Here is an 18514-nt window from a genome sequence, read left to right on the forward strand (position 1 = left end):
AGACCGGGGAAAGCACGCGCGGGCGCAAGGCTCAGTTGGCCGGCACGAGGTAGAGGTTGTATTTCTTGACGCCCTGCTGCTTCGACGGGTCGCCCTTCCTGGCCGCCTCGATTTCCTTCTGGTCGCGCAGGTCCAGCTTGCCTTCGCGCTTGAGCTGCTTGAGCGCCACCCACCGCTTCTTGTCGGTCTCGTAGCGGCTTCGCACCTCCTGCATTTCCTTCTCGTACTCCACGATCGCCTTGGCGAGCACCACTTTCTCGTTCTTCGTGCGTTCGAGGTCGGACTTGAGCTGGGCCGGCGCCTCGCGGGTCTTGCCGGTCGCCTTGCTGCTCTTGCCCGCCTTGTAGAACTCCATCTCGGCTTCGAGCTCCGCCAGGCGCTTGTCGACCTCCACCGTCCGGTCCTGCGCGCTCTTCATCCGCAGCTCGATCGGCTTGAGGTTCAGGTCGCGCGAGGTGTCGATGTCCTTTTCCGAGCTGTAGGTCGCGATCAGCGCCAGGTCCTTGCGGCGCTGCTCGGCCGCGGCCTTCTCCGCCTCCTTCAGACGCGCGGCCTCGTCGTCCCTGGCCTTGATCTGCTCGGGCGTGAGGGAGGGCTCGATCTTTCGCAGGACCATTCCCGACCGGGACATCTCGTACATCACGACGTTGGCGCACCCGGCCGGGGGCGTGTCCCCGATGTGGGTGATGCCCTTCTCGTCCTTGCACTTGTAGGCCGCCTGCGCTGCGCCAGCGGCGAAAATCGCCAAGATAAGCAGAATCCTCATCGCACTTTCCTTTGCGCCCGGGCCGGGCTTCTGCGAGCCCGTGCACCATCAATCCTGTTATGGGGTCATACCCCGTACTGCCGCCGGTACTCCTCGATCGCAGGAACTCGATCACGCAAGTCCGCCCGCCCCCGCAGGGTGGCGACGACGTCATCCAGCGTTGCAATGGCAGTCACGGGGATGCCGTAGGCCCGGCTGACTTCCTGCGTGGCGGACATCGCTGCCCGCCCCCGTTCCTGCCGGTCCAGAGCAATTAGCACGCCAGCCGGAACGGCCCCGGCGGCCCGGATCATCGCCTCCGATTCGCGTACCGAAGTCCCTGCCGAAATCACGTCGTCGATGATCAGGACCCGTCCTTCGAGCGGCGCCCCGACGATGTTCCCGCCCTCCCCGTGATCCTTCGCTTCCTTGCGATTGAATGAAAACGGCACATTGTGACCCATTTGCGCCAGTGCAACGGCCGTCGCGCTGGCGAGCGTGATGCCCTTGTAGGCCGGCCCGAAGATGAGGTCGAAGGCGATCCCCGAGGCGAGGGCCGCCTGGGCGTAATACCGGGAGAGCTCCCCGAGGCTCGCGCCATCGCTGAAGAGGCCCGCATTGAAGAAATAGGGGGAAAGCCGCCCCGCTTTCGTCCTGAATTCCCCGAAGCGAAGCACGCCCGTCCGAATGGTGAATTCGACGAATTGGCGACGGAAATCCTGTCCGGTGACGGTGTTGGCGGTGTCCATGGAGGTCGGGACCATTAGAATGCCCACTATTTTCCCCCAAACAGCCCCCAGAAAACGAGCTTTTCCGTGCGAATCGTCACTCTCAATGCCAACGGCATCCGGTCGGCCGCCTCCAAGGGCCTGCTCGACTGGATGAAGCGCCAGAAGGCCGACCTGGTCTGTCTCCAGGAAATCAAGGCGCAGGAGGCCGACCTCCCCGGCGAGATCCTCGCGCCCCGCAAGCTGCACGCCTTTTTCCACCCCGCCGAAAAAAAGGGCTACAGCGGCGTGGCCATCTATTCGCGCAGGGAGCCCGACCGCGTGGTGCGGGGACTGGGCATCAAGGACATCGACGCGCAGGGCCGCTACCTGCAGCTCGATTTCGGCAACCTCTCGGTCGTTTCGCTCTACCTGCCTTCCGGTTCCTCGGGAGAGGAGGCGCAGGCGCGCAAGTTTTCCTTCATGAAGCGCTTCCTGCCGAAGCTGAAGGCGATGATGGCCTCGGGGAGGGAATTCGTCCTGTGCGGCGACTGGAACATCGCGCACAAGGAGATCGACCTGAAGAACTGGCGCTCCAACCAGAAGAATTCCGGGTTCCTGCCGCAGGAGCGCGAGTGGCTCACCGGCGTGCTCGACAACGTGGGCTGGGTGGATGTGTTCCGCACGCTCAACCCGCTGCCGGAGCAGTACACCTGGTGGTCCAACCGCGGGCGCGCGTGGGACAAGAACGTGGGCTGGCGCATCGATTACCACATCGCCACGCCCGGAATCGCGCGCTCGGCCGAGTACACGCGCATCTACAAGGACGCGCGTTTCTCCGACCACGCGCCGCTCACCATCGACTACGACTTCACCCTGTAGTGCTCAAGCTCTCCAACATCACCCTGGCGCGCGGCGCGCGCGTCCTGCTGAAGGACGCGTCCGTCACCGTCTTTCCCGGCCACCGCGTGGGGCTGGTCGGCGCCAATGGCGCCGGCAAGACGAGTCTCTTCGCGCTCATCCGGGGAGAGCTGCACCAGGACGCGGGCGAAGTGGAGTTGCCGGCGCGCTGGGTGCTGGCCCATGTCGCGCAGGAGCTGCACGACACGGACCGCGCCGCGCTCGACTTCGTGATGGACGGCGACACGGAGCTTCGCGAAGTGGAAGCGGCGATCCGGGAGGCGGAAGCGGCGCACGAGGAGGGCGAGCGCGCGGCGCTGCTCCACGGACGCTACGACGAGATCGGCGGCTACGCGGCGCGTCCGCGCGCGCAGTCGCTGATGTCCGGCCTGGGCTTCGCCCCCGAGGCAGAGGCAAGCCCGGTGGCCTTCTTCTCTGGCGGCTGGCGCATGCGCCTCAATCTCGCACGCGCCCTCATGTGCCGCTCCGACCTTCTCCTTCTCGACGAACCCACGAACCACCTCGACCTCGATGCCGTGATGTGGCTGGAGGACTGGCTGAGAAGCTACCCCGGCGCGCTCCTCCTCATCACGCACGACCGCGAGTTCCTCGATTCCGTGGTGGACACCATCGTGCACGTGGACGCGCAGAAGCTCACGTCGTATGCGGGCAACTACTCGGCCTTCGAGCGCCAGCGCGCCGATCGTCTCGCGCAGCAGCAATCGGCGCACGAAAGGCAGCAGCGCACCGTCGCGCACCTGCATGCCTTCATCGACCGCTTCCGGGCGAAAGCCACCAAGGCTCGCCAGGCGCAAAGCCGCATCAAGGCGCTGGAGAAGCTGGAGGTCATCGCCGCCGCCCACGTGGACACGCCCTTCACCTTCGTCTTCCGCGAGCCGCCCGTGAAGCCCAAGCTGCTCTTCCGCGTGGCCGAAGCGAGCGTGGGCTACGACGGCGAGGCCGTGGTATCGGACATCGAATGGAGCGTGTACTTCGGCGAGGCCATCGGGCTTCTGGGCCCCAACGGCGCGGGCAAGTCCACGCTCCTGAAGACGATCGTGGGCGACCTGCCGCCGGTGGCCGGGACGATCATCCGCTCGCCCGACCTGCGCATCGGGTACTTCGCCCAGCACCAGGTGGAAAACCTGCGCCTGGATGAAAGCGCGATGTGGCACGTCGCACGGCTGGCCCCCGGCGTGCGCGAGCAGGAACTGCGCAACTTTCTCGGCGGATTCGATTTCCGCGGCGACCAGGTCTTCCAGCGCGTGGCCGATTTCTCGGGTGGCGAGAAGGCGCGCCTGGCGCTCGCCCTCATCGTGTGGGAGCGGCCCAACCTCCTGGTGCTGGACGAGCCCACGAACCACCTGGACATCGAGATGCGCGAGGCCCTCGCACAGGCGCTGCAGGACTTCGAGGGCACCCTCATCGTGGTGGCGCACGATCGCCACCTGCTGGAGGCGGCAACCGACCAGTGGTGGCTGGTGGCCGACGGCGCGGTCGCGCCTTTCGAAGGCAACCTGGACGATTACCGCGAGTGGTCGCGGCGATATCGCACGCGAGGCGCCAAGCCCGACGAGCCGGGCAGGGGCGCCGATCGCAAGTCGCAGAAGCGCGCGCAAGCCGAAGCCAGGCAGAAGCTCGCCGATGCGAGGAAGCCCCTGGAGAAGAAGATCGTGGCCATCGAGAAGGAGCTGGCCAGGCTGCAACCCGAGAAGGAGTCGCTCGACGCCTGGCTTGCAACGGGCGAGGCGTACGAAGAGGCGAAGCGCGCGGAGCTTTCCGAGCGTTCGAAGCGCCATGGCGAAGTGGTCGCGCGCATCGTGCAGCTCGAGGAGGACTGGCTCTGGGCCAATGCCGCCATGGACACCGAGGTCAACCGCGTTCGCGAATGAGCGTTGTCCGGTATGCGGCCGCGCATATCGACGCGGCCTCACCCACCGGAGGCCCCATGCATCTCGAATCCGCATTGCCCATCGTGAAAGCGCTGGCGGACGGCGTGAATCCCGTCACCGGCGAGCAGTATCCCGAAGACAGTCCCTATGCCGAGCCCCGCGCCCTTCGCGCGCTCTTCTCCGCCGTCGATCTCATGCAGCGGGAAGTGGAAAAGGAAAAGCGCCGCGAGCGCCTGCCCGCCAACTTCGGCAAGCCCTGGAACGAGGGCGAGGACCGCGCCATCGCCGTGGCCTTCGACGCGGGGGTGGCGATACCCGACATGGCCCGCAAGCATGCGCGCACGCAGGGCTCCATCCGGCTGCGGCTGGAGAAGCTCGGCAAGCTGCCGCCCTCCGGCGAGGCGCGCTACGAAACCCGCGCTATCGCGGCTTGAGCCTGAGCGAAGCGGAGTTCATGCAGTAGCGCTTCCCCGTGGGCTTCGGGCCGTCGTCGAACACGTGGCCGAGGTGGGCGTCGCAGTTGGAGCACACCACCTCGACGCGAGTCATGAACAGGCTCACGTCGGCCTTTTCCTCGACGGCGCCGGGCGTGACGGGCTGCCAGAACGAGGGCCAGCCGCAGCCCGGGTCGTACTTCGTCTCGGAGGTGAAGAGGTCCTGCCCGCAGCACACGCACAGGTAGGTGCCGGGCGTGTTGCAGTCGTTGTACTCGCCGGTGAAGGCGCGTTCGGTGCTGCGCTTCCTCGTCACTTCGAACTGCCGCGGGGTGAGCTGCTGCTTCCACTCTTCGTAGGTCTTCAGGATCTTGGCCATGGCGGTCTCTCGGGCGGCCCGTCCGGGCCCGGGTAAACGGGGCATTCTAGACCTCGACAGGCGGGGACGAGCAAGGTTCCGGTATCCTTCCGGCACCTCGTTGCCGCCCCTTGGCGACGACTTCGGGGTGGTAAAGGAGCCGCGAAAATGGGGGTGAATGCATGGGGGATGGCAGCGGCGCTCGTGTTCGTCACGGGTGCGGCCGCCGTCGACTTCGGAAGCAAGGGCGGACCGGCGCCTGACAACATCGACGAAGTCATGGAAGTCCTGCGCAAGGACCCGTACGACCTGGAGCTCCTGATCAGCTTCGGCACTTCGAAGGGAGGGTCCGCGGGCCACCTGGCCCTGGCCATTCGCGACCAGGCGCCCGGCGACGACCGGGTCTATTCCGCCAACTTCTACGCCGACCGGGCGCCTGAGCACGAGAAGGACTTCTACGCGGACGACCTCGTGGTCCGGATCCCGAAGAAGGAGTACCTGTTCGGGACGGCCTCCTCGCTCGGCGACAAGGCCTCGTTCGGCCTCGATTTCGGCGAAACCTACAAGCGGTCGGTCATCGGCGTGCGCGTGTACGGCGTCCCGGCTCGGGAGAAGGAGGCGCTGACGGCCTTCTTCGCGCGCGTGAACGACGATTTCCACGGCCGCACGCGGGGGACCGAGTACCACACCGGGGAGGTCAAGTACGGATACCTCACCCTCAACTGCGCCAAGACGATCGGCTCGGCGTTCCGATACGGCGCCGGCTACGAGGGCCTCGATATCAGCGGCGCATGGCTCTTCCAGGGGATCCGGCTGGTGGCGGCCCTGACGGCCAATACGCCGACGGACATGGCGGTGAAGCTGCTCGGGCAGTGGAACGCGCGCGGCTACGGGATGGACGTGGTGCTGTACGGCAAGTACGCGGCCTCCACGTATGTGGATCCGCACGAAGACGAGCCCGTGGAGTTCCGCGACCTGCCCAACCGGTTTCCCTCGGTGCTCTCCCGCGACTTCCGGAAGGACGCCGGCGAATACCGGGATTTCGACAACCTCTACGCGATGTACCTCTTCTACAACCTGGGCAAGTACGTCGTTCGCGTGGACGAGGCGACGAAGCGGCTCGGGATCGAACGCGCCAGGAAACCCATGGCCTACCCCGAAGCGGCGGAACTCGCTGCGCAGAGCGCCCGCTCCGACAGCGCGGCCTACGAACAGCGCGCCGCCTTCAAGCCGCGGGGGACGAGGATCGGGGAGGTCGCGCAGGGCGATGAGCGCACAAGCGCGCCCTAGTTCGCGGGCTGCGCCCGGGGACGCGCCGGCTTCCGGTATTCTCTTCGCACCTTGGCGTCCCACGACTACTCTGCCGTCTTGCGCGACCGCAACCTCGCGGTCATCCTGATCCTCGGTTTCTCCTCGGGCCTGCCGCTGGCGCTCACCGGCGGCACGCTGCAGGCGTGGATGACCGTGGAGGGCGTGGACCTCTCCACCATCGGCTTCTTCACGCTCGTCGGGCTGCCGTACACCTGGAAGTTCCTGTGGGCACCGATGATGGATCGCTTTGTGCCCCCGTTCCTCGGGCGCCGGCGCGGGTGGCTGCTCGTCACCCAGTTCGCGCTCGCCGGAGGTATCGCGGCCATGGCCTTCGCGTCACCCACGGGCAACCTGGCCTGGCTCGCGGCGCTGGCCGTCCTCGTGGCTTTCACCTCCGCCTCGCAGGATATCGTTTTCGACGCCTACCGGACCGATGTCGCGAAGCCCGAGCAGCGCGGCCTTGCCGCGGCATTCACCGTCGTGGGCTACCGTGTGGCGATGCTCACCTCGGGTGCCGCAGCGCTCGTGCTCGTGGGCGGGTCGGGGTTCATTCCGGCGCTGGGCTGGAAGAACACCTATCTCGTCATGGCGGCGTTGATGGCCGTGGGAGCCGTTGCGACGCTATGGGGGCCGGAGCCGGAGACGGTTGCGCCGCCGCCGCGCACGCTCGATGAGGCGGTGTGGGCGCCTCTCAGGGAATTCTTTTCGCGGCCCGGCGCATGGGTGCTGCTGGCGCTCATCGTCCTCTACAAGCTGGGGGATGCCTTTGCGGGCTCGCTCACGACGGCATTCCTGCTGCGCGGCGCGGGTTTCTCGCTGGACGATGTGGGCTACGTGAACAAGGGCATGGGGCTCGCGGCGACGATCTTCGGCGCGCTGTTCGGCGGCGCGCTGATGGTGCGCCTGGGCCTGTACCGCGCGCTCATGGTCTTCGGCATCCTTCAGGCTGTCTCGAACCTGGGCTTCATGGCGCTCGCAAGTGCCGGGAAGAGCTGGCCCCTGATGATCTTCGCCGTCGGCTTCGAGAACCTCTGCGGCGGAATGGGCACGGCGGCCTTCGTGGCCCTCCTCATGGCGCTGTGCGATCACCGTTTCACCGCTACCCAGTACGCGCTCCTGTCGGCGCTGGCTGCCTTCGGCCGCGTCTACGTGGGACCCGCCGCCGGCTATGCCACGGACCCGAAGTTCCTCGGCCTGTCGTGGACCGCGTTCTTCTTCCTCACCTTCATCGTCGCGCTGCCGGGCCTGCTGCTCCTTTGGTGGAAGCGCGAGTCGCTGCGGGCCCTCGAATGAACGCGGGGACCGTTCCGGGGCCCCCCACGCCCGTCCCCCTTGCCGCGAGGGCCGTGCAGCGGCCACCGGCAGCAGCCAGGGGCCGGGAAGAGCCGTGCCCGGCGGCTGGCAAAGGCGGCGCTACCCTCGCCGGCGGAACCGGAATACGCCCAGGCTGCCGAGGAGGTTCGGCAGCGTCTCGACGATCTTTCCCTCGTGCAGCACGCGCTCGTCGAGGATCTGCGCGCCCACCTTCACGCACAGGTCCTCGAAGTCCTTTACCGTGCAAAGGTGGATGTTGGGCGTGTCGAACCACTCGTAGGGGAGCGACTCCGACACCGGCATGTGGCCGCGCAGGATGGCGAGGCGGTGCTTCCAGAAGCCGAAGTTCGGGAAGGTGACGATGCCCTCGTGGCCCACGCGCAGCATCTCGCGAAGGATGAGGTCCGAGCGGCGCATCGCCTGCAGCGTCTGCGACAGGATCACGAAGTCGAAGGCGTCGTCCTCGAAGGCGGAAAGCCCGCTCTCCAGGTCCATCTGGATCACGTCGACTCCGTGCGCCACCGCCGCGAGCACGCGATCGGGATCGATCTCCACGCCATAGCCCTTCACGCCCCGCGTGGCTTCCAGCCCCGCGAGCAGCTCGCCGTCGCCGCAGCCCAGGTCCAGCACGCGCGCGCCCTCCGGAATCCAGGAAGCGATGAGGTCGAATTCGAAGCGCGGCGTCATGGTTTCACCCGCCCGGAATAGCCCTTCATTTCCTCCAGCTCCGTGCCGCCGACGATGAGGGTGCGCTCGCGCCGGCCCGCCCCGACTTCCTGCGCCACGTTGTCCAGGTAGGCCGCCACCAGCCGGTGGTAGTGCGCGTTGTCGAGCAGGAATGCGTCGTGGCCGTGCGGCGCGTCGATCTCCGCGTAGGTGACGTGCTTGCCGCCCTTGACCAGCGCCTGCACGATCTGGCGCGAGCGCTCCGGGGGAAAGCGCCAGTCGCTCGTGAACGAGACCACGAGGAAGCCCGCCTTCGCCGGCGCCATGGCTCTTGCAAAGTCGCCGCCGGTCTCGCGCGCCGGGTCGAAGTAGTCGAGCGCCTTGGTCATGATGAGGTAGGTGTTCGCGTCGAACACCTGCGCGAACTTGTCGCCCTGGTGGCGCAGGTACGACTCGATCTCGAATTCCACCTCGTAGTTGAACCCGTAGTCGTCGCCCTTGATCTCGCGGCCGAACTTCTCCCCCAGCAGGTCCTCGGACAGGTAGGTGATGTGACCGAGCATGCGCGCGAGCCTGAGCCCGCGCGCGGGGAAGGTTTTCATCGCGTAGAAGTTGCCGCCGTGAAAATCGGGGTCCGACACGATCGCCTGCCGCGCCACGTCGTTGAACCCGATGTTCTGCGTGGAAAGCTTGGGCGCGGCCGCGATCACGAGGGCGTGGCGGATGCGATCCGGAAAATCGAGCGTCCATTGCAGCGCCTGCATGCCGCCCAGCGAGCCGCCCATGGCCGCCGCTAGCCGCTCGATGCCGAGCCGGTCCATGAGCCGCGCTTGCGATGCGACCCAGTCTTCCACCGTGACGAGCGGAAAGGCCGCGCCGTAGGGCTGGCCCGTGGCGCGATCGATGGAGGCGGGCCCCGTCGATCCGTGGCAGCCGCCGAGGTTGTTCACGCCGATCACGAAGAAGCGGTCGGTGTCGATCGCCTTGCCGGGCCCCACCATGTTGTCCCACCAGCCGGGCTTCTTCGGGCTGTCGGCGTGCCAGCCGGCGACGTGGTGGTTGCCCGAGAGCGCGTGGCAGACGAGCACGGCATTGGAGCGGTCGGCGTTCAGCTTCCCGTAGGTTTCGTAGACGAGCTCGTAGGAGGCAAGCGTGCGCCCGCCCTTGAGGATCAGGGGCTCGAGGAACCCCGCTCGCTGGGGAGCCACCTCACCCACCGAGCCGATGGCCATTGCATTCATGACGTGTCCCGCAAATGAAAAACCCGACCGGCTGTCGCGGGGTCGGGTTCTCGTCGGGAGACCTGCCTTTCGCTTTAGCCGTATTTGTTTCGCGCCCGCAAGCTGAAGCTCAAATCGGCGCGTGAGGACATTCTAATCCGGATTGTCGGCTGGAGAAAAGCCCGCGCGGGAACCTTCGCGCATGCCTTTTCCGGGCCGCAAACGGCGAAACGCCCGGCCAGTGCCGGGCGTTTCGTTTTCCAACCGGAGACCCGTTGCCGGGCGCGGAACCTAGAACCTGAAATCGGCGCCGATGAGGTAGCTGTCGACGTTGATCTTGTCGTTCTTCATCCATTCGCCGAACAGGCCCCACTGCTTGTTGAAGTAGTAGTGCGCGCCGACGCCGTACGTGGCCCCGGTCTGCTTGTCGGAGTCGTTGGCCGTCAGGGTGGCCGAGTTGGCGTTGGCTTTCAGTTCGGACTGCTCGATGCCGATGCGGGCGTAGACGTCGAAGGATTCGTGGATCGGCGCGATTCCGACCACGGAAATCCCCCACGACTTGGCCTTGGCCGAGCCGGAGATCTCCGTCGTGCTCGTCGGGGCCAGCCTGCCCGAGAAGCTGTAATTGCCGAGATCGTAGTAGCCCAGTTCCACGGCGATGTTGGGCGAGAACTTGTAGCCGCCGCGAATGGTATAGGTCGTGTCGCTGTCGTCGACGCTTGCGTTGTAGAGGCCCGTGAGGTCGGTGCCGCTCTTGTTGAGGTTGCCGACGCCGACACCGGCGCCGAAGTACCAGCTCTGCGCAAACGCGGGGGCAGCCGCGAGACCGGCGGCAAGGACAAGTGCAGTGGTGAGGCTCTTCATCGTTTGATGCTCCTGATCAGGTTCTGGAAGGGAAATTCTGATACCATATGCGGCGGCGAATTGCGCCTTCATGCTGCGGTGCATTATACACACGCACCTTTCGGTCGCCTGCTTGGCCCAAACACCTCGCATGGATTGCTGGACACCAGTCCCCCAAGAAGATTCCTTTTGGAGCGTCGCATGCACCCCTTCCAAGCTGTTCCGAAAGTCCTGTTTGCCCTGACCTTCCTGGCCGCGCCATTGGTCACGCTGGCGCAATCGCCGCCGCCGACCGCAGCGGCTGCCGCGCCGGCCGCGAAATCCTTCTCGCAGCAGGACCTCGACCAGATCCTTGCGCCGATCGCGTTGTACCCCGACGCCCTCATCGCGCAGATCCTCATGGCCTCTACCTACCCGCTGGAAGTGGTGGAAGCTGCGCGCTGGTCCGCGGCGAACCCGAAGGTGACGGACAAGGCGCTGGAAGCGGCGATGGAGAAGCAGCCTTGGGATCCGGCCGTGAAGGCGCTGACTGCCGTGCCGCAGGTGCTCAAGCAGATGAACGACAACCTTTCCCTCACGCAGAAACTGGGCGACGCCTTCCTGGGCGATCAGGCCGCGGTGCTGGCTACCGTCCAGAACCTGCGTGCCAAGGCCCAGGCGGCGGGCAACCTCAAATCGACGCCGGAGCAGAACGTGAAGACTGAGCAGGAGGCGGGCAAGACCGTCTACATCATCGAGTCGGCGAAGCCGGAAACGGTGTACGTGCCGGCCTACAACCCGGCCACGATCTACGGCCCGTGGTGGTACCCCTCCTATCCGCCCTATTACATGTACCCGCCGGGCTACGCCTATGCGCCGGGCCTCGCGTTCGCCACGGGCGTCATCGTCGGCGCCGCGATCTGGGGCAACTGCAACTGGCGTGGCGGCAACGTCAACGTGAACGTCAACAACTACAACCGCTACAACAAGGCGAACATCAGCAACGGCAACTGGAACCACAACGTCGACCACCGCAAGGGCGTGTCGTACCGGGACAACGCCACGGCACAGAAATACAACCGGGGCGGCGACGCGAAGGCGGCGCAATCGCGCGACCAGTTCCGCGGCCGCGCCGAGCAGGGGCGCTCCGAGATGGGCAGCATGGACAAGAGTCAACTGCAGAATCGCTCGCAGCAGGCTGATCGGGGATCGGCGGGAGATCGCGCCTCGGCAGGCGATCGGGCATCGGCGGGCGATCGGTCCTCCGCGGGCAATCGCGCCTCGACGGCGGACCGTTCCGGCGGCGGGAGCGCGTCGCGGGGAAGCGGCGATGGCGGCGGCGGATTTTCGGGCGCGGGCAGCGGATCGTCGACGCGTCAGGCCAGCTCGCGCGGCAGCAGCAGCCGGGCATCTTCGGGTGGTGGCGGCGGCGGCGGGCGCAGCGGCGGGGGTGGCGGCGGGCGTGGCGGCGGTGGCGGCGGGCGTCGCTAGCCGTTCCCCCACCAATCGATCCGGAGAATACAGACATGAACACGATGAAATGGATGGCCGCGGCGATCGCCGGTGCGATGCTCGCGGCGGCAGGACCCGGGGCCTTCGCCCAGGAGAAGAAGGCGCCCGCGGCAAGCACTGCTTCCAAGGCGGCTGCACAGAAGACGTTTGCAACGCCGGAGGATGCGGCGAAGGCCCTTGCGGATGCCGTGCGCGCCGGGAGCACGGACGCGTTGCTCGCGGTGGTGGGGCCGAAATCGAAGAGCTGGCTCTTCACGGGCGACGACGTCGCGGACAAGGCGGAATGGGCGAAATTCCTCGCCTGCTACGACAAGAAGAATTCCATCGCGAAGCAGGGGGAGGCGAAGGCGGTGCTCAATTGCGGCGGCGACGACTGGCCGTTCCCCGCGCCGCTGGCGAAGAAGGGCGACAAGTGGTCCTTCGATGCCGAGGCAGGGCACGAGGAGATCGCGAATCGCCGCGTCGGCCGCAACGAGCTCAACGCGATCCAGGCGATGCTCGCGATCGTGGATGCGCAGCGTGAGTACGCGGCGACCGATGCCGACGGCAACGGGACGTCCGACTACGCAGCGCGGTTCACTTCCACTCCCGGAAAGAAGGACGGGTTGTACTGGGCGACGAAGGACGGAGAGAAGCCCAGCCCGCTCGGGCCGATCGCCGCAAAGGCAGTCAGTGAGGGTTACGGCGCGAAGACGCGGGCCGGCAAGCCGGAGGCCTTTCATGGCTACTACTACCGCATGCTGACTTCGCAGGGCAAGGATGCGCCCGGCGGCGCGTTCGACTACGTGGTCAAGGGAAAGATGTGGGGCGGTTTCGCCGTCGTCGCGTATCCCGCGTCGTACGGCAATTCCGGGGTCAAGTCCTTCATCGTGAGCCACGACGGGGTCGTGTACGAGAAGGATCTCGGCCCGTCCTCGGCGTCGGCAGCCGGAAAGATGAAAGCCTTCAATCCGGACAAGACCTGGAGCAAGGCGCAGTAGGCCAATCGCGCGGCCGGATGGTGCATTCGATCCGGCCGTCTTGCGCCCGGCAGCGGCTGTCCCGGCTCTCTTTCCCCGTCAGCCCGTGACGAAGAGCACCCACGGCGTTCCCACCAGCAGGAACACCGCCATGAAGACGAGCGTGATCGAGAGCCCCAGGCGATAGAGCTCGCCCTGCGTGAGATAGCCGCTTGCCGCGAAGATGATGTTCTGGCTCCCGCCCTGCGGCGTGATCACCGAGAAATAGCTGCTCGCGAAGAGGAGCCCGAACGCCATCAGCGGCACCGGCACCCCGCCGCGCGCGCCCACGTCGAGGAACACGCCCAGCAATGCCAGCACCTGCGAGGACTGGCTCACGAACAGGTAGTGGATCGCCACATAGAGCACGATCAGGGTCACGTAGGTGACTGGCCACGAAAGGCCCCCGAGGTGCGAGGCGAGCCGCTCGCCGGCGTAGCTCATGAAGCCCAGCTCGTTCAACTGGCCGCTCAGGGCGAAGAGGACCGCGAGCCAGAGGAAGGTGGCGAGCGTGTCGCCCATGGCGGCGATGTCGTCGAGGGTGAGCACGCCCGCGAGCAGGAGCGTCCCCAGCCCCGCGAAGGCGATGCTGGTGACGTTTAGCTTGAGGGAATCCGCCGCTACCCAGCCGACGACCATGATCACGAACACCACGGCGGTGATGCGCTCCGCGCGCGACATCGGCCCCATGCCGGCGAGCTCAACCTTGGCAGCCTTCGGCGCTTCGGGCGTCTTTCCCACCCGTGGCGCAAACAGCTTCGACACGACCCATGGCAACATCGCGATCGTCGCGATGGCGGGCACGCAGGAGGCGAGCAGCCAGCTGCCGAAACCGATCTCCAGGCCGAACTGCTTCGCGATCTGCACGCCGATCGGGTTGGCGGAGGTGGCGGTCATCCAGAGCGCGGAGGAGACCGCAAGGCTCGCCATGCAGCAGAACATGAGGTAGCCGCCCAGGCGGCGCTTGTTCTCGTCGCCGGGTACCGAGCCCGCGCCCTGCGCGACGGAAAGCACGATGGGGAACAGCACCCCTGCGCGCGCCGTGTTGCTCGGAAATGCCGGTGCAATGAATGCGTCGGTCATGACGATGCTGTAGGCAAGCCCCAGGGACGAGCCCCCGAAGCGGCTCACCATGAACAGGCTGATGCGCCGCCCGAGCCCGGACTTCACCACGGCCTGCGCCACGATGAAGGCGACGACGACGAGCAGGACGCTCGCGTTGGCGAAGCCGGAGTAGGCCTTTGCCGCGTCGATGGTGCCGGTGAGGATGACGGCCGCCACCGCGATCATCGCCGCGGTGAGCAGCGGGAAGGCCCCCACGAGCACGGACGAAATCGCCGCGACGAACACGGCGAAGAGGTGCCAGGCCTGGGCGGTGAGGCCGGCCGGCACGGGAACCAGCCAGATGCCGATCGCGATCGCGAAGGGCAGAGCGCCCTTGAGCAGCTTGCCGGCCGGAATCATCTTGCCCCTCCTTGCGCCGCCGCCCCGATGCGGAAGCGGCCTTTCAGGCCCGTGGCGCGCCCCTGGATCGTCCCGTCCTCGGTCTCGGCCACGTATTGCCAGGAGTACTCGTAGCCCCCCGTGATTCCCGCGAATCGCCCCGTGCCGCCGGTGAACGTGCCGGTGATGCGGTTCTTCGCGGCCGTGCCTTCCCCGGTGAATTCGCTGTAGACCTGGTCGCCGCGCTCGTCGGTCCATACGCTGCGGCCCACGAGGCCCGTCCTTGCGTCGGCCAGCGCGATCGACTCCGCGCGGAAGCCGACGCCGGGCCGGCCCGCGCCCCCGAGCAGCATCGTTCCCTGGAGATCCAGGAGGGAACTGCGGCCGCGTTCGCCCAGGGTGAGCGTGCGGCGCGTGCCAACCGCATTCCAGGTGCCATCGAACTCGTGCCAGCCCGAAGAGGGGGGAACGGAAACCGGGGGCTGCTGCGCCGGTCCGCAGGCGGCTGCTGCGAGACCCAGCATCGCGACGATGGCATGACGTCCGTGCATGAATTCGCAACCGCTCTTTCGTCAGGCACCCGAGAAGCCCGGGAGGAATTCCTGAAAGTGTGCCACGCCTTTGGTATCGTCACATGAGCCGAATCAACCAACCGAGGCGATGCCCGTGTTCAAGCTTTTCCAGTCGATTTTCGGGGCGGGCGGGGACGCAGGCGATCGCTACCCCGCGGCGCTTCGCGCAGCCGCGCTCGACCGGGCGCTCGAGGCAACCGATCCGCGCATCCGTGCCGTTTCCGGCCACCGCGCCAGGCTCGAGCCGGCGATCCTGCACGCCATCGGGCACGTCGTCGGGCTCGTCGACGCACTTCCCCCGGCCATCGAGGCGAGCCGGAAGGCCTGTGGCACCGACGACCGGCTCGCGGCCTTCTTCGCGTCGGCCGACCGCATGGCGGAGGTCTTCGGCGCCGACCGCGCGCTCATCGAGTTTCTCGCGAGTCCTGCGGGGGACGGCACCGAGCCCGTGTTGGCGCTCCTGCTCGTGGAGCGCAGCGAGAAGAAGGTGCTCGGCATGGCCTTGCAGGGGGACCAGGTCCAGCATGAGGTCGCGCAGGTGCAGGTGAGCTTCGACCGTCACCGGCTCCTCGACCCGTCCGCCACCGACGAGGAGCTGCGCCGGCTGCTCAAGCGCCGCGCGTTCGACCACCTCCTCACGATGGCCCTCGCGCGCATCACGGAGGTCGCCAGCGAACGCGAATCCCTGGAACAGTCGCAGTCGCTTCTTCGCGCCAAGCTGCGGGCCCTGCAGTCGGCCCGGCTGGGATTCGAGCGGGAGCAAGGAAACGACACGCCGGATGCGGCGTCGATCGAGTCGCGGCTCGCCGAGATCGAGCTGAACCTCGCCGCAGTGGGGGCGGGGTCGACGGCACTGCCCAGGCATCTCGACATCCTCGTCGAGACGCTCTCCAGGGCGGAAGTGCAGACCTGGGTCGAGCCGGTGAGTGTTGTGATGGACCGCCTCGGCATCAAGCAGGCGGTTCCCGGCGGCCCCGTCATCGAGCTCAAGCTCCAGGAGCTGCGCAATTACGCGGGGCAGAGCGCCGTCCTGCTTCCGGTCGCCATTCCGCGCGGCGAGATCCGCCAGCGCGACGTGATGGCGCAAATCCGGCGCGAGCTCTGGTGAGGCGCCTCTAGGCGTTCAGCTTGTCCAGCAGGGCGACGAGTTTGTCCGGCTCGTCGGCCTTCATCACCCGCGCCACGATCGGCGCGATGTCCGGAAGGCTCGTCGCGAGCACGCGCTGCTTCACCGCGAGGATGCTCGTCGGGTGCATCGAGAAATTCCGCAGGCCGAAGCCCAGCAGCAAACGCGTGAGTTTCACGTCGCCCGCCATCTCGCCGCACACCGCCACCGGCTTCTCGTGCTGGAGGGCGGTGCGGATCACCGCCGAGATGAGGGAGAGCACGGCAGGGTGCAGCGGATCGTAGAGGTGCGCCACCGCGTCGTCGGCCCTGTCGATGGCGAGCGTGTACTGGATGAGGTCGTTGGTGCCGATCGAGAGGAAATCGAGCTTCCTGATGAACATCGGCAGCGCGATGGCCGCGGCCGGGATCTCCACCATGCCGCCCACGGGCACGAACTCGTCGAACTTCACCCCCTCGTCCTTCAGCTCCTCCTTGGCGCGGGCCACGGCCGCCAGCGTCTGGTTGAGCTCCAGGTACGAGGAGAGCATCGGGATGAGGATCATCGCCTTGCCGTGGCGCGAGGCACGCAGGATGGCACGCAACTGCGTGTTGAATATCTGCGGCTCCGCCAGGCAATAGCGTATCGCGCGAAGTCCCAGCGCCGGGTTCTCGGTGGTGTGCTCCTGGCCACCGATCACCTTGTCCGCGCCGATGTCGAGCGTGCGGATGGTGACCGGCCGCCCCTTCATGCCCTCGATCACCTCGCGGTAGGCCTCGAACTGCTCGTCCTCGTCCGGCAGGTCGCGCCGGTTCATGAACAGGAACTCGCTCCTGAAGAGGCCGATGCCCGAAGCGCCGCTCGCCCGGACCGCCTCCACGTCCGAGGGCAGCTCGATGTTCGCGTAGAGCTGGATCGCGGTGCCGTCCAGGGTGGCGGCCGGCGCGGTCTTCAGGCGCTTGAGCTTGTCCTTCTCGAGCCGCGCCTCGTTCTGCTTCAGCCGGTACTCGGCAAGGACAGCGCGGTCCGGGTTCACGATCAGCACGCCCTGCGTGCCGTCCACGATCACCAGCTCGTCCTCGCGGATCATGGTTCGCGAGTGGTGCAGCGCGACGATCGCGGGGATGGCAAGCGAGCGGGCGATGATCGCCGTGTGCGAGGTGGCGCCGCCCATGTCGGTGACAAACGCCGCGAAGGGGTGCTCGCGGAAGAGGATCACGTCGGCGGGCGACAGGTCGCGCGCGACGAGGATCATGTCGGAATCCTGGCGGGTCGGCTTGATCGCGATGCGCCGCTTGGATCCGGCCAGGGCGCCCAGGACGCGCTCGGCCACCTGCCGCACGTCCGCCTCGCGCTCGCGCAGGTACTCGTCCTCGATGTCGTCGAACTGGGCGGTCAGCTCGTCGAGCTGCGTGCGCAGGGCCCACTCGGCGTTGCAGCGTTGCTCGCGGATGATGTCCCGCGGGGCCTCGGAGAACGCGCTGTCTTCGAGCAGCATCAGGTGAACGTTCACGAACGGCGCCAGCTCGGAGGAAGCGCTGTGGCGCACGCTGTCGGCCAGCTCCTTCAGCTCGTCGCGCACTTCCTTGATGGCACGGTCATAGCGGCGCTGCTCCCGCCCGATGTCGTAGTGGGCGATGTCGTAGTGGTCCACCTCGGTGGACATGCCCAGGAAGAGGTGCGTGTGCCCGATGGCGATGCCATTCGACACCCCGATGCCGTGCATCGTGAAGCAGACGTTGTGCCCGGCCGGGGCGGGTGTGTCGGTGGCCATGGCGGGCGCCTTCCTACTCGCCTTCGTCGAACTTGTCGGCGATGAGCTTCACGAGGGCGGCCATGGCGGCCTCCTCGTCCTCGCCGTCGGTCTCGATCTCGACCGTGGCGCCGATGCCGGCGGCAAGCATCATCACGCCCATGATGCTTTTCGCGTTGACGCGCTTTCCGTTCCTCGTGAGGTGCACGCCGCACGCGTGCTGCGCCGCGGCCTGGGTGAGCTTGGCGGAAGCGCGGGCGTGCAGCCCGAGCTTGTTCACGATGGTGACGGTCTGCTTCTGCACGGGCGCGGGGCCTCAGACCTTCGCGGGCATGCGCGTCACGCCCTCCGTGCCGCCGGAAAGCGCCTTGGCGACGACCGCCTCGAGCGGCTCCTCGCGGTAGGTGAGGGCGCGGATGAGCATCGGCAGGTTCACGCCCGCGATGCCTTCCACGCGGCCGGGCTCGAGGAGCCGCGAGGCGATGTTCGACGGCGTGGCGCCGTAGATGTCGGTCATCACCAGCACGCCCTGGCCCTGGTCGAGGAAGCGGATGAGGTCTCTCGCCGTGGGAAGGATCTCCTCCGGGTCGTCGTGGACGGTGACGCCCAGCTGGCGCACGTAGAGGGGGCGCTTGCCCAGGACGTGGCTCGCGCAGTGGATGAGGCTTTCGCCGAAGGCGCCGTGGGAAACGAGGAGGATTCCGATCATGGGGGCATTTTAGGCTACCGGCGCGGCATCGGCGATAATAGGGGCCGAATCCG

19 protein-coding genes are annotated in these 18514 nt (G+C 67.0%); 8 read left to right on the forward strand and 11 right to left on the reverse strand.

Annotated features, from left to right (window positions below):
* Positions 1–31: 31 nt before the first annotated feature.
* Together IPP91_09570 and pyrE are read right to left on the reverse strand one after the other, a co-directional pair.
* A complete protein-coding gene (locus IPP91_09570; GenBank protein ID MBL0142317.1) occupies positions 32–766 on the reverse strand; it encodes a DUF4124 domain-containing protein in 735 nt (244 codons plus the stop codon).
* Between the two features lie 65 nt (positions 767–831).
* Positions 832–1494: an orotate phosphoribosyltransferase gene (gene pyrE, locus IPP91_09575; GenBank protein ID MBL0142318.1), complete on the reverse strand. Its 663-nt coding sequence runs from the start codon at positions 1492–1494 to the stop codon at positions 832–834.
* Positions 1495–1560: 66 nt separating this feature from the next.
* Here pyrE and xth point away from each other — a divergent pair, with 66 nt between their 5' ends.
* From xth to IPP91_09590, 3 genes are read left to right on the forward strand one after another with little or no spacing between them, the layout of a single operon-like run.
* On the forward strand, positions 1561–2334 hold the full coding sequence (xth, locus tag IPP91_09580) for an exodeoxyribonuclease III (GenBank protein ID MBL0142319.1): 774 nt from the start codon (positions 1561–1563) through the stop codon (positions 2332–2334).
* Positions 2334–4244 carry an ATP-binding cassette domain-containing protein gene (locus IPP91_09585; GenBank protein ID MBL0142320.1) on the forward strand — a complete coding sequence of 637 codons (1911 nt, stop codon included), beginning with the start codon at positions 2334–2336 and terminating at the stop codon, positions 4242–4244. The genes xth and IPP91_09585 overlap by 1 nt, the downstream gene beginning before the upstream one ends.
* Before the next feature lie 56 nt (positions 4245–4300).
* The gene (locus IPP91_09590; protein MBL0142321.1) at positions 4301–4678 is read left to right on the forward strand and encodes a hypothetical protein; all 378 of its coding nucleotides are present in this window, start codon (positions 4301–4303) and stop codon (positions 4676–4678) included.
* On the opposite strand, the gene msrB is transcribed toward IPP91_09590, so the two are convergent.
* On the reverse strand, positions 4665–5057 hold the full coding sequence (gene msrB, locus IPP91_09595; GenBank protein MBL0142322.1) for a peptide-methionine (R)-S-oxide reductase MsrB: 393 nt from the start codon (positions 5055–5057) through the stop codon (positions 4665–4667). The genes IPP91_09590 and msrB overlap by 14 nt on opposite strands.
* 168 nt (positions 5058–5225) lie before the next feature.
* Here msrB and IPP91_09600 point away from each other — a divergent pair, with 168 nt between their 5' ends.
* Both IPP91_09600 and IPP91_09605 read left to right on the forward strand, forming a co-directional pair.
* Positions 5226–6326 (forward strand): hypothetical protein, encoded by a 1101-nt coding sequence (locus IPP91_09600; GenBank protein ID MBL0142323.1) that lies wholly within the window; start codon positions 5226–5228, stop codon positions 6324–6326.
* Positions 6327–6377: 51 nt separating this feature from the next.
* Positions 6378–7640 (forward strand): MFS transporter, encoded by a 1263-nt coding sequence (locus tag IPP91_09605; GenBank protein ID MBL0142324.1) that lies wholly within the window; start codon positions 6378–6380, stop codon positions 7638–7640.
* A 120-nt stretch (positions 7641–7760) separates the two neighbouring features.
* Here the strand turns inward: IPP91_09605 and metW are convergent, their stop codons facing one another.
* The 3 genes from metW to IPP91_09620 all read right to left on the reverse strand — a co-directional run bounded on the left by metW (position 7761) and on the right by IPP91_09620 (position 10411).
* Complete coding sequence (metW, locus tag IPP91_09610) at positions 7761–8348, reverse strand: methionine biosynthesis protein MetW (protein MBL0142325.1); 588 nt, start codon at positions 8346–8348, stop codon at positions 7761–7763.
* Positions 8345–9568, reverse strand: coding sequence for a homoserine O-acetyltransferase (locus IPP91_09615; protein MBL0142326.1), 1224 nt, complete (start codon positions 9566–9568; stop codon positions 8345–8347). Before IPP91_09615 ends, metW begins: the two co-directional genes overlap by 4 nt.
* Before the next feature lie 270 nt (positions 9569–9838).
* Entirely contained in the window at positions 9839–10411 is a 573-nt protein-coding gene (locus IPP91_09620) for a porin family protein (GenBank protein ID MBL0142327.1), read from the reverse strand.
* Between the two features lie 180 nt (positions 10412–10591).
* Between IPP91_09620 and IPP91_09625 the strand changes: the two genes are divergently transcribed.
* Positions 10592–11860, forward strand: coding sequence for a DUF3300 domain-containing protein (locus tag IPP91_09625; GenBank protein MBL0142328.1), 1269 nt, complete (start codon positions 10592–10594; stop codon positions 11858–11860).
* A 53-nt stretch (positions 11861–11913) separates the two neighbouring features.
* A complete protein-coding gene (locus IPP91_09630; protein ID MBL0142329.1) occupies positions 11914–12861 on the forward strand; it encodes a DUF2950 domain-containing protein in 948 nt (315 codons plus the stop codon).
* Positions 12862–12939: 78 nt separating this feature from the next.
* Here IPP91_09630 and IPP91_09635 read toward each other — a convergent pair whose 3' ends face one another.
* Entirely contained in the window at positions 12940–14343 is a 1404-nt protein-coding gene (locus IPP91_09635; GenBank protein ID MBL0142330.1) for a DASS family sodium-coupled anion symporter, read from the reverse strand.
* Positions 14340–14873 (reverse strand): hypothetical protein, encoded by a 534-nt coding sequence (locus IPP91_09640; GenBank protein MBL0142331.1) that lies wholly within the window; start codon positions 14871–14873, stop codon positions 14340–14342. Before IPP91_09640 ends, IPP91_09635 begins: the two co-directional genes overlap by 4 nt.
* A gap of 115 nt (positions 14874–14988) precedes the next feature.
* On the opposite strand from IPP91_09640, the gene IPP91_09645 reads away from it, so the two are divergent.
* On the forward strand, positions 14989–16002 hold the full coding sequence (locus IPP91_09645) for a hypothetical protein (GenBank protein MBL0142332.1): 1014 nt from the start codon (positions 14989–14991) through the stop codon (positions 16000–16002).
* A 7-nt stretch (positions 16003–16009) separates the two neighbouring features.
* Here the strand turns inward: IPP91_09645 and ptsP are convergent, their stop codons facing one another.
* From ptsP to IPP91_09660, 3 genes are read right to left on the reverse strand one after another with little or no spacing between them, the layout of a single operon-like run.
* On the reverse strand, positions 16010–17773 hold the full coding sequence (ptsP, locus tag IPP91_09650; protein MBL0142333.1) for a phosphoenolpyruvate--protein phosphotransferase: 1764 nt from the start codon (positions 17771–17773) through the stop codon (positions 16010–16012).
* A gap of 13 nt (positions 17774–17786) precedes the next feature.
* Positions 17787–18056: an HPr family phosphocarrier protein gene (locus IPP91_09655; protein ID MBL0142334.1), complete on the reverse strand. Its 270-nt coding sequence runs from the start codon at positions 18054–18056 to the stop codon at positions 17787–17789.
* A gap of 12 nt (positions 18057–18068) precedes the next feature.
* The gene (locus IPP91_09660) at positions 18069–18461 is read right to left on the reverse strand and encodes a PTS sugar transporter subunit IIA (GenBank protein MBL0142335.1); all 393 of its coding nucleotides are present in this window, start codon (positions 18459–18461) and stop codon (positions 18069–18071) included.
* Positions 18462–18514 lie beyond the last annotated feature (53 nt).

This window comes from Betaproteobacteria bacterium, assembly GCA_016720855.1.
In the GTDB taxonomy this organism is placed as follows: Bacteria; Pseudomonadota; Gammaproteobacteria; order Burkholderiales; family Usitatibacteraceae; genus FEB-7.

Excerpts from the sequence above, each read along its gene's own strand:
- IPP91_09570 (MBL0142317.1), bottom strand. The coding sequence starts at position 766 with ATGAGGATTCTGCTTATCTTGGCGATTTTCGCCGCTGGCGCAGCGCAG.
- pyrE (MBL0142318.1), bottom strand. The coding sequence starts at position 1,494 with ATGGACACCGCCAACACCGTCACCGGACAGGATTTCCGTCGCCAATTC.
- IPP91_09590 (MBL0142321.1), top strand. The coding sequence starts at position 4,301 with ATGCATCTCGAATCCGCATTGCCCATCGTGAAAGCGCTGGCGGACGGC.
- msrB (MBL0142322.1), bottom strand. The coding sequence starts at position 5,057 with ATGGCCAAGATCCTGAAGACCTACGAAGAGTGGAAGCAGCAGCTCACC.
- IPP91_09600 (MBL0142323.1), top strand. The coding sequence starts at position 5,226 with ATGGCAGCGGCGCTCGTGTTCGTCACGGGTGCGGCCGCCGTCGACTTC.
- metW (MBL0142325.1), bottom strand. The coding sequence starts at position 8,348 with ATGACGCCGCGCTTCGAATTCGACCTCATCGCTTCCTGGATTCCGGAG.
- IPP91_09615 (MBL0142326.1), bottom strand. The coding sequence starts at position 9,568 with ATGAATGCAATGGCCATCGGCTCGGTGGGTGAGGTGGCTCCCCAGCGA.
- IPP91_09620 (MBL0142327.1), bottom strand. The coding sequence starts at position 10,411 with ATGAAGAGCCTCACCACTGCACTTGTCCTTGCCGCCGGTCTCGCGGCT.
- IPP91_09625 (MBL0142328.1), top strand. The coding sequence starts at position 10,592 with ATGCACCCCTTCCAAGCTGTTCCGAAAGTCCTGTTTGCCCTGACCTTC.
- IPP91_09630 (MBL0142329.1), top strand. The coding sequence starts at position 11,914 with ATGGCCGCGGCGATCGCCGGTGCGATGCTCGCGGCGGCAGGACCCGGG.
- IPP91_09635 (MBL0142330.1), bottom strand. The coding sequence starts at position 14,343 with ATGATTCCGGCCGGCAAGCTGCTCAAGGGCGCTCTGCCCTTCGCGATC.
- IPP91_09640 (MBL0142331.1), bottom strand. The coding sequence starts at position 14,873 with ATGCACGGACGTCATGCCATCGTCGCGATGCTGGGTCTCGCAGCAGCC.
- ptsP (MBL0142333.1), bottom strand. The coding sequence starts at position 17,773 with ATGGCCACCGACACACCCGCCCCGGCCGGGCACAACGTCTGCTTCACG.
- IPP91_09660 (MBL0142335.1), bottom strand. The coding sequence starts at position 18,461 with ATGATCGGAATCCTCCTCGTTTCCCACGGCGCCTTCGGCGAAAGCCTC.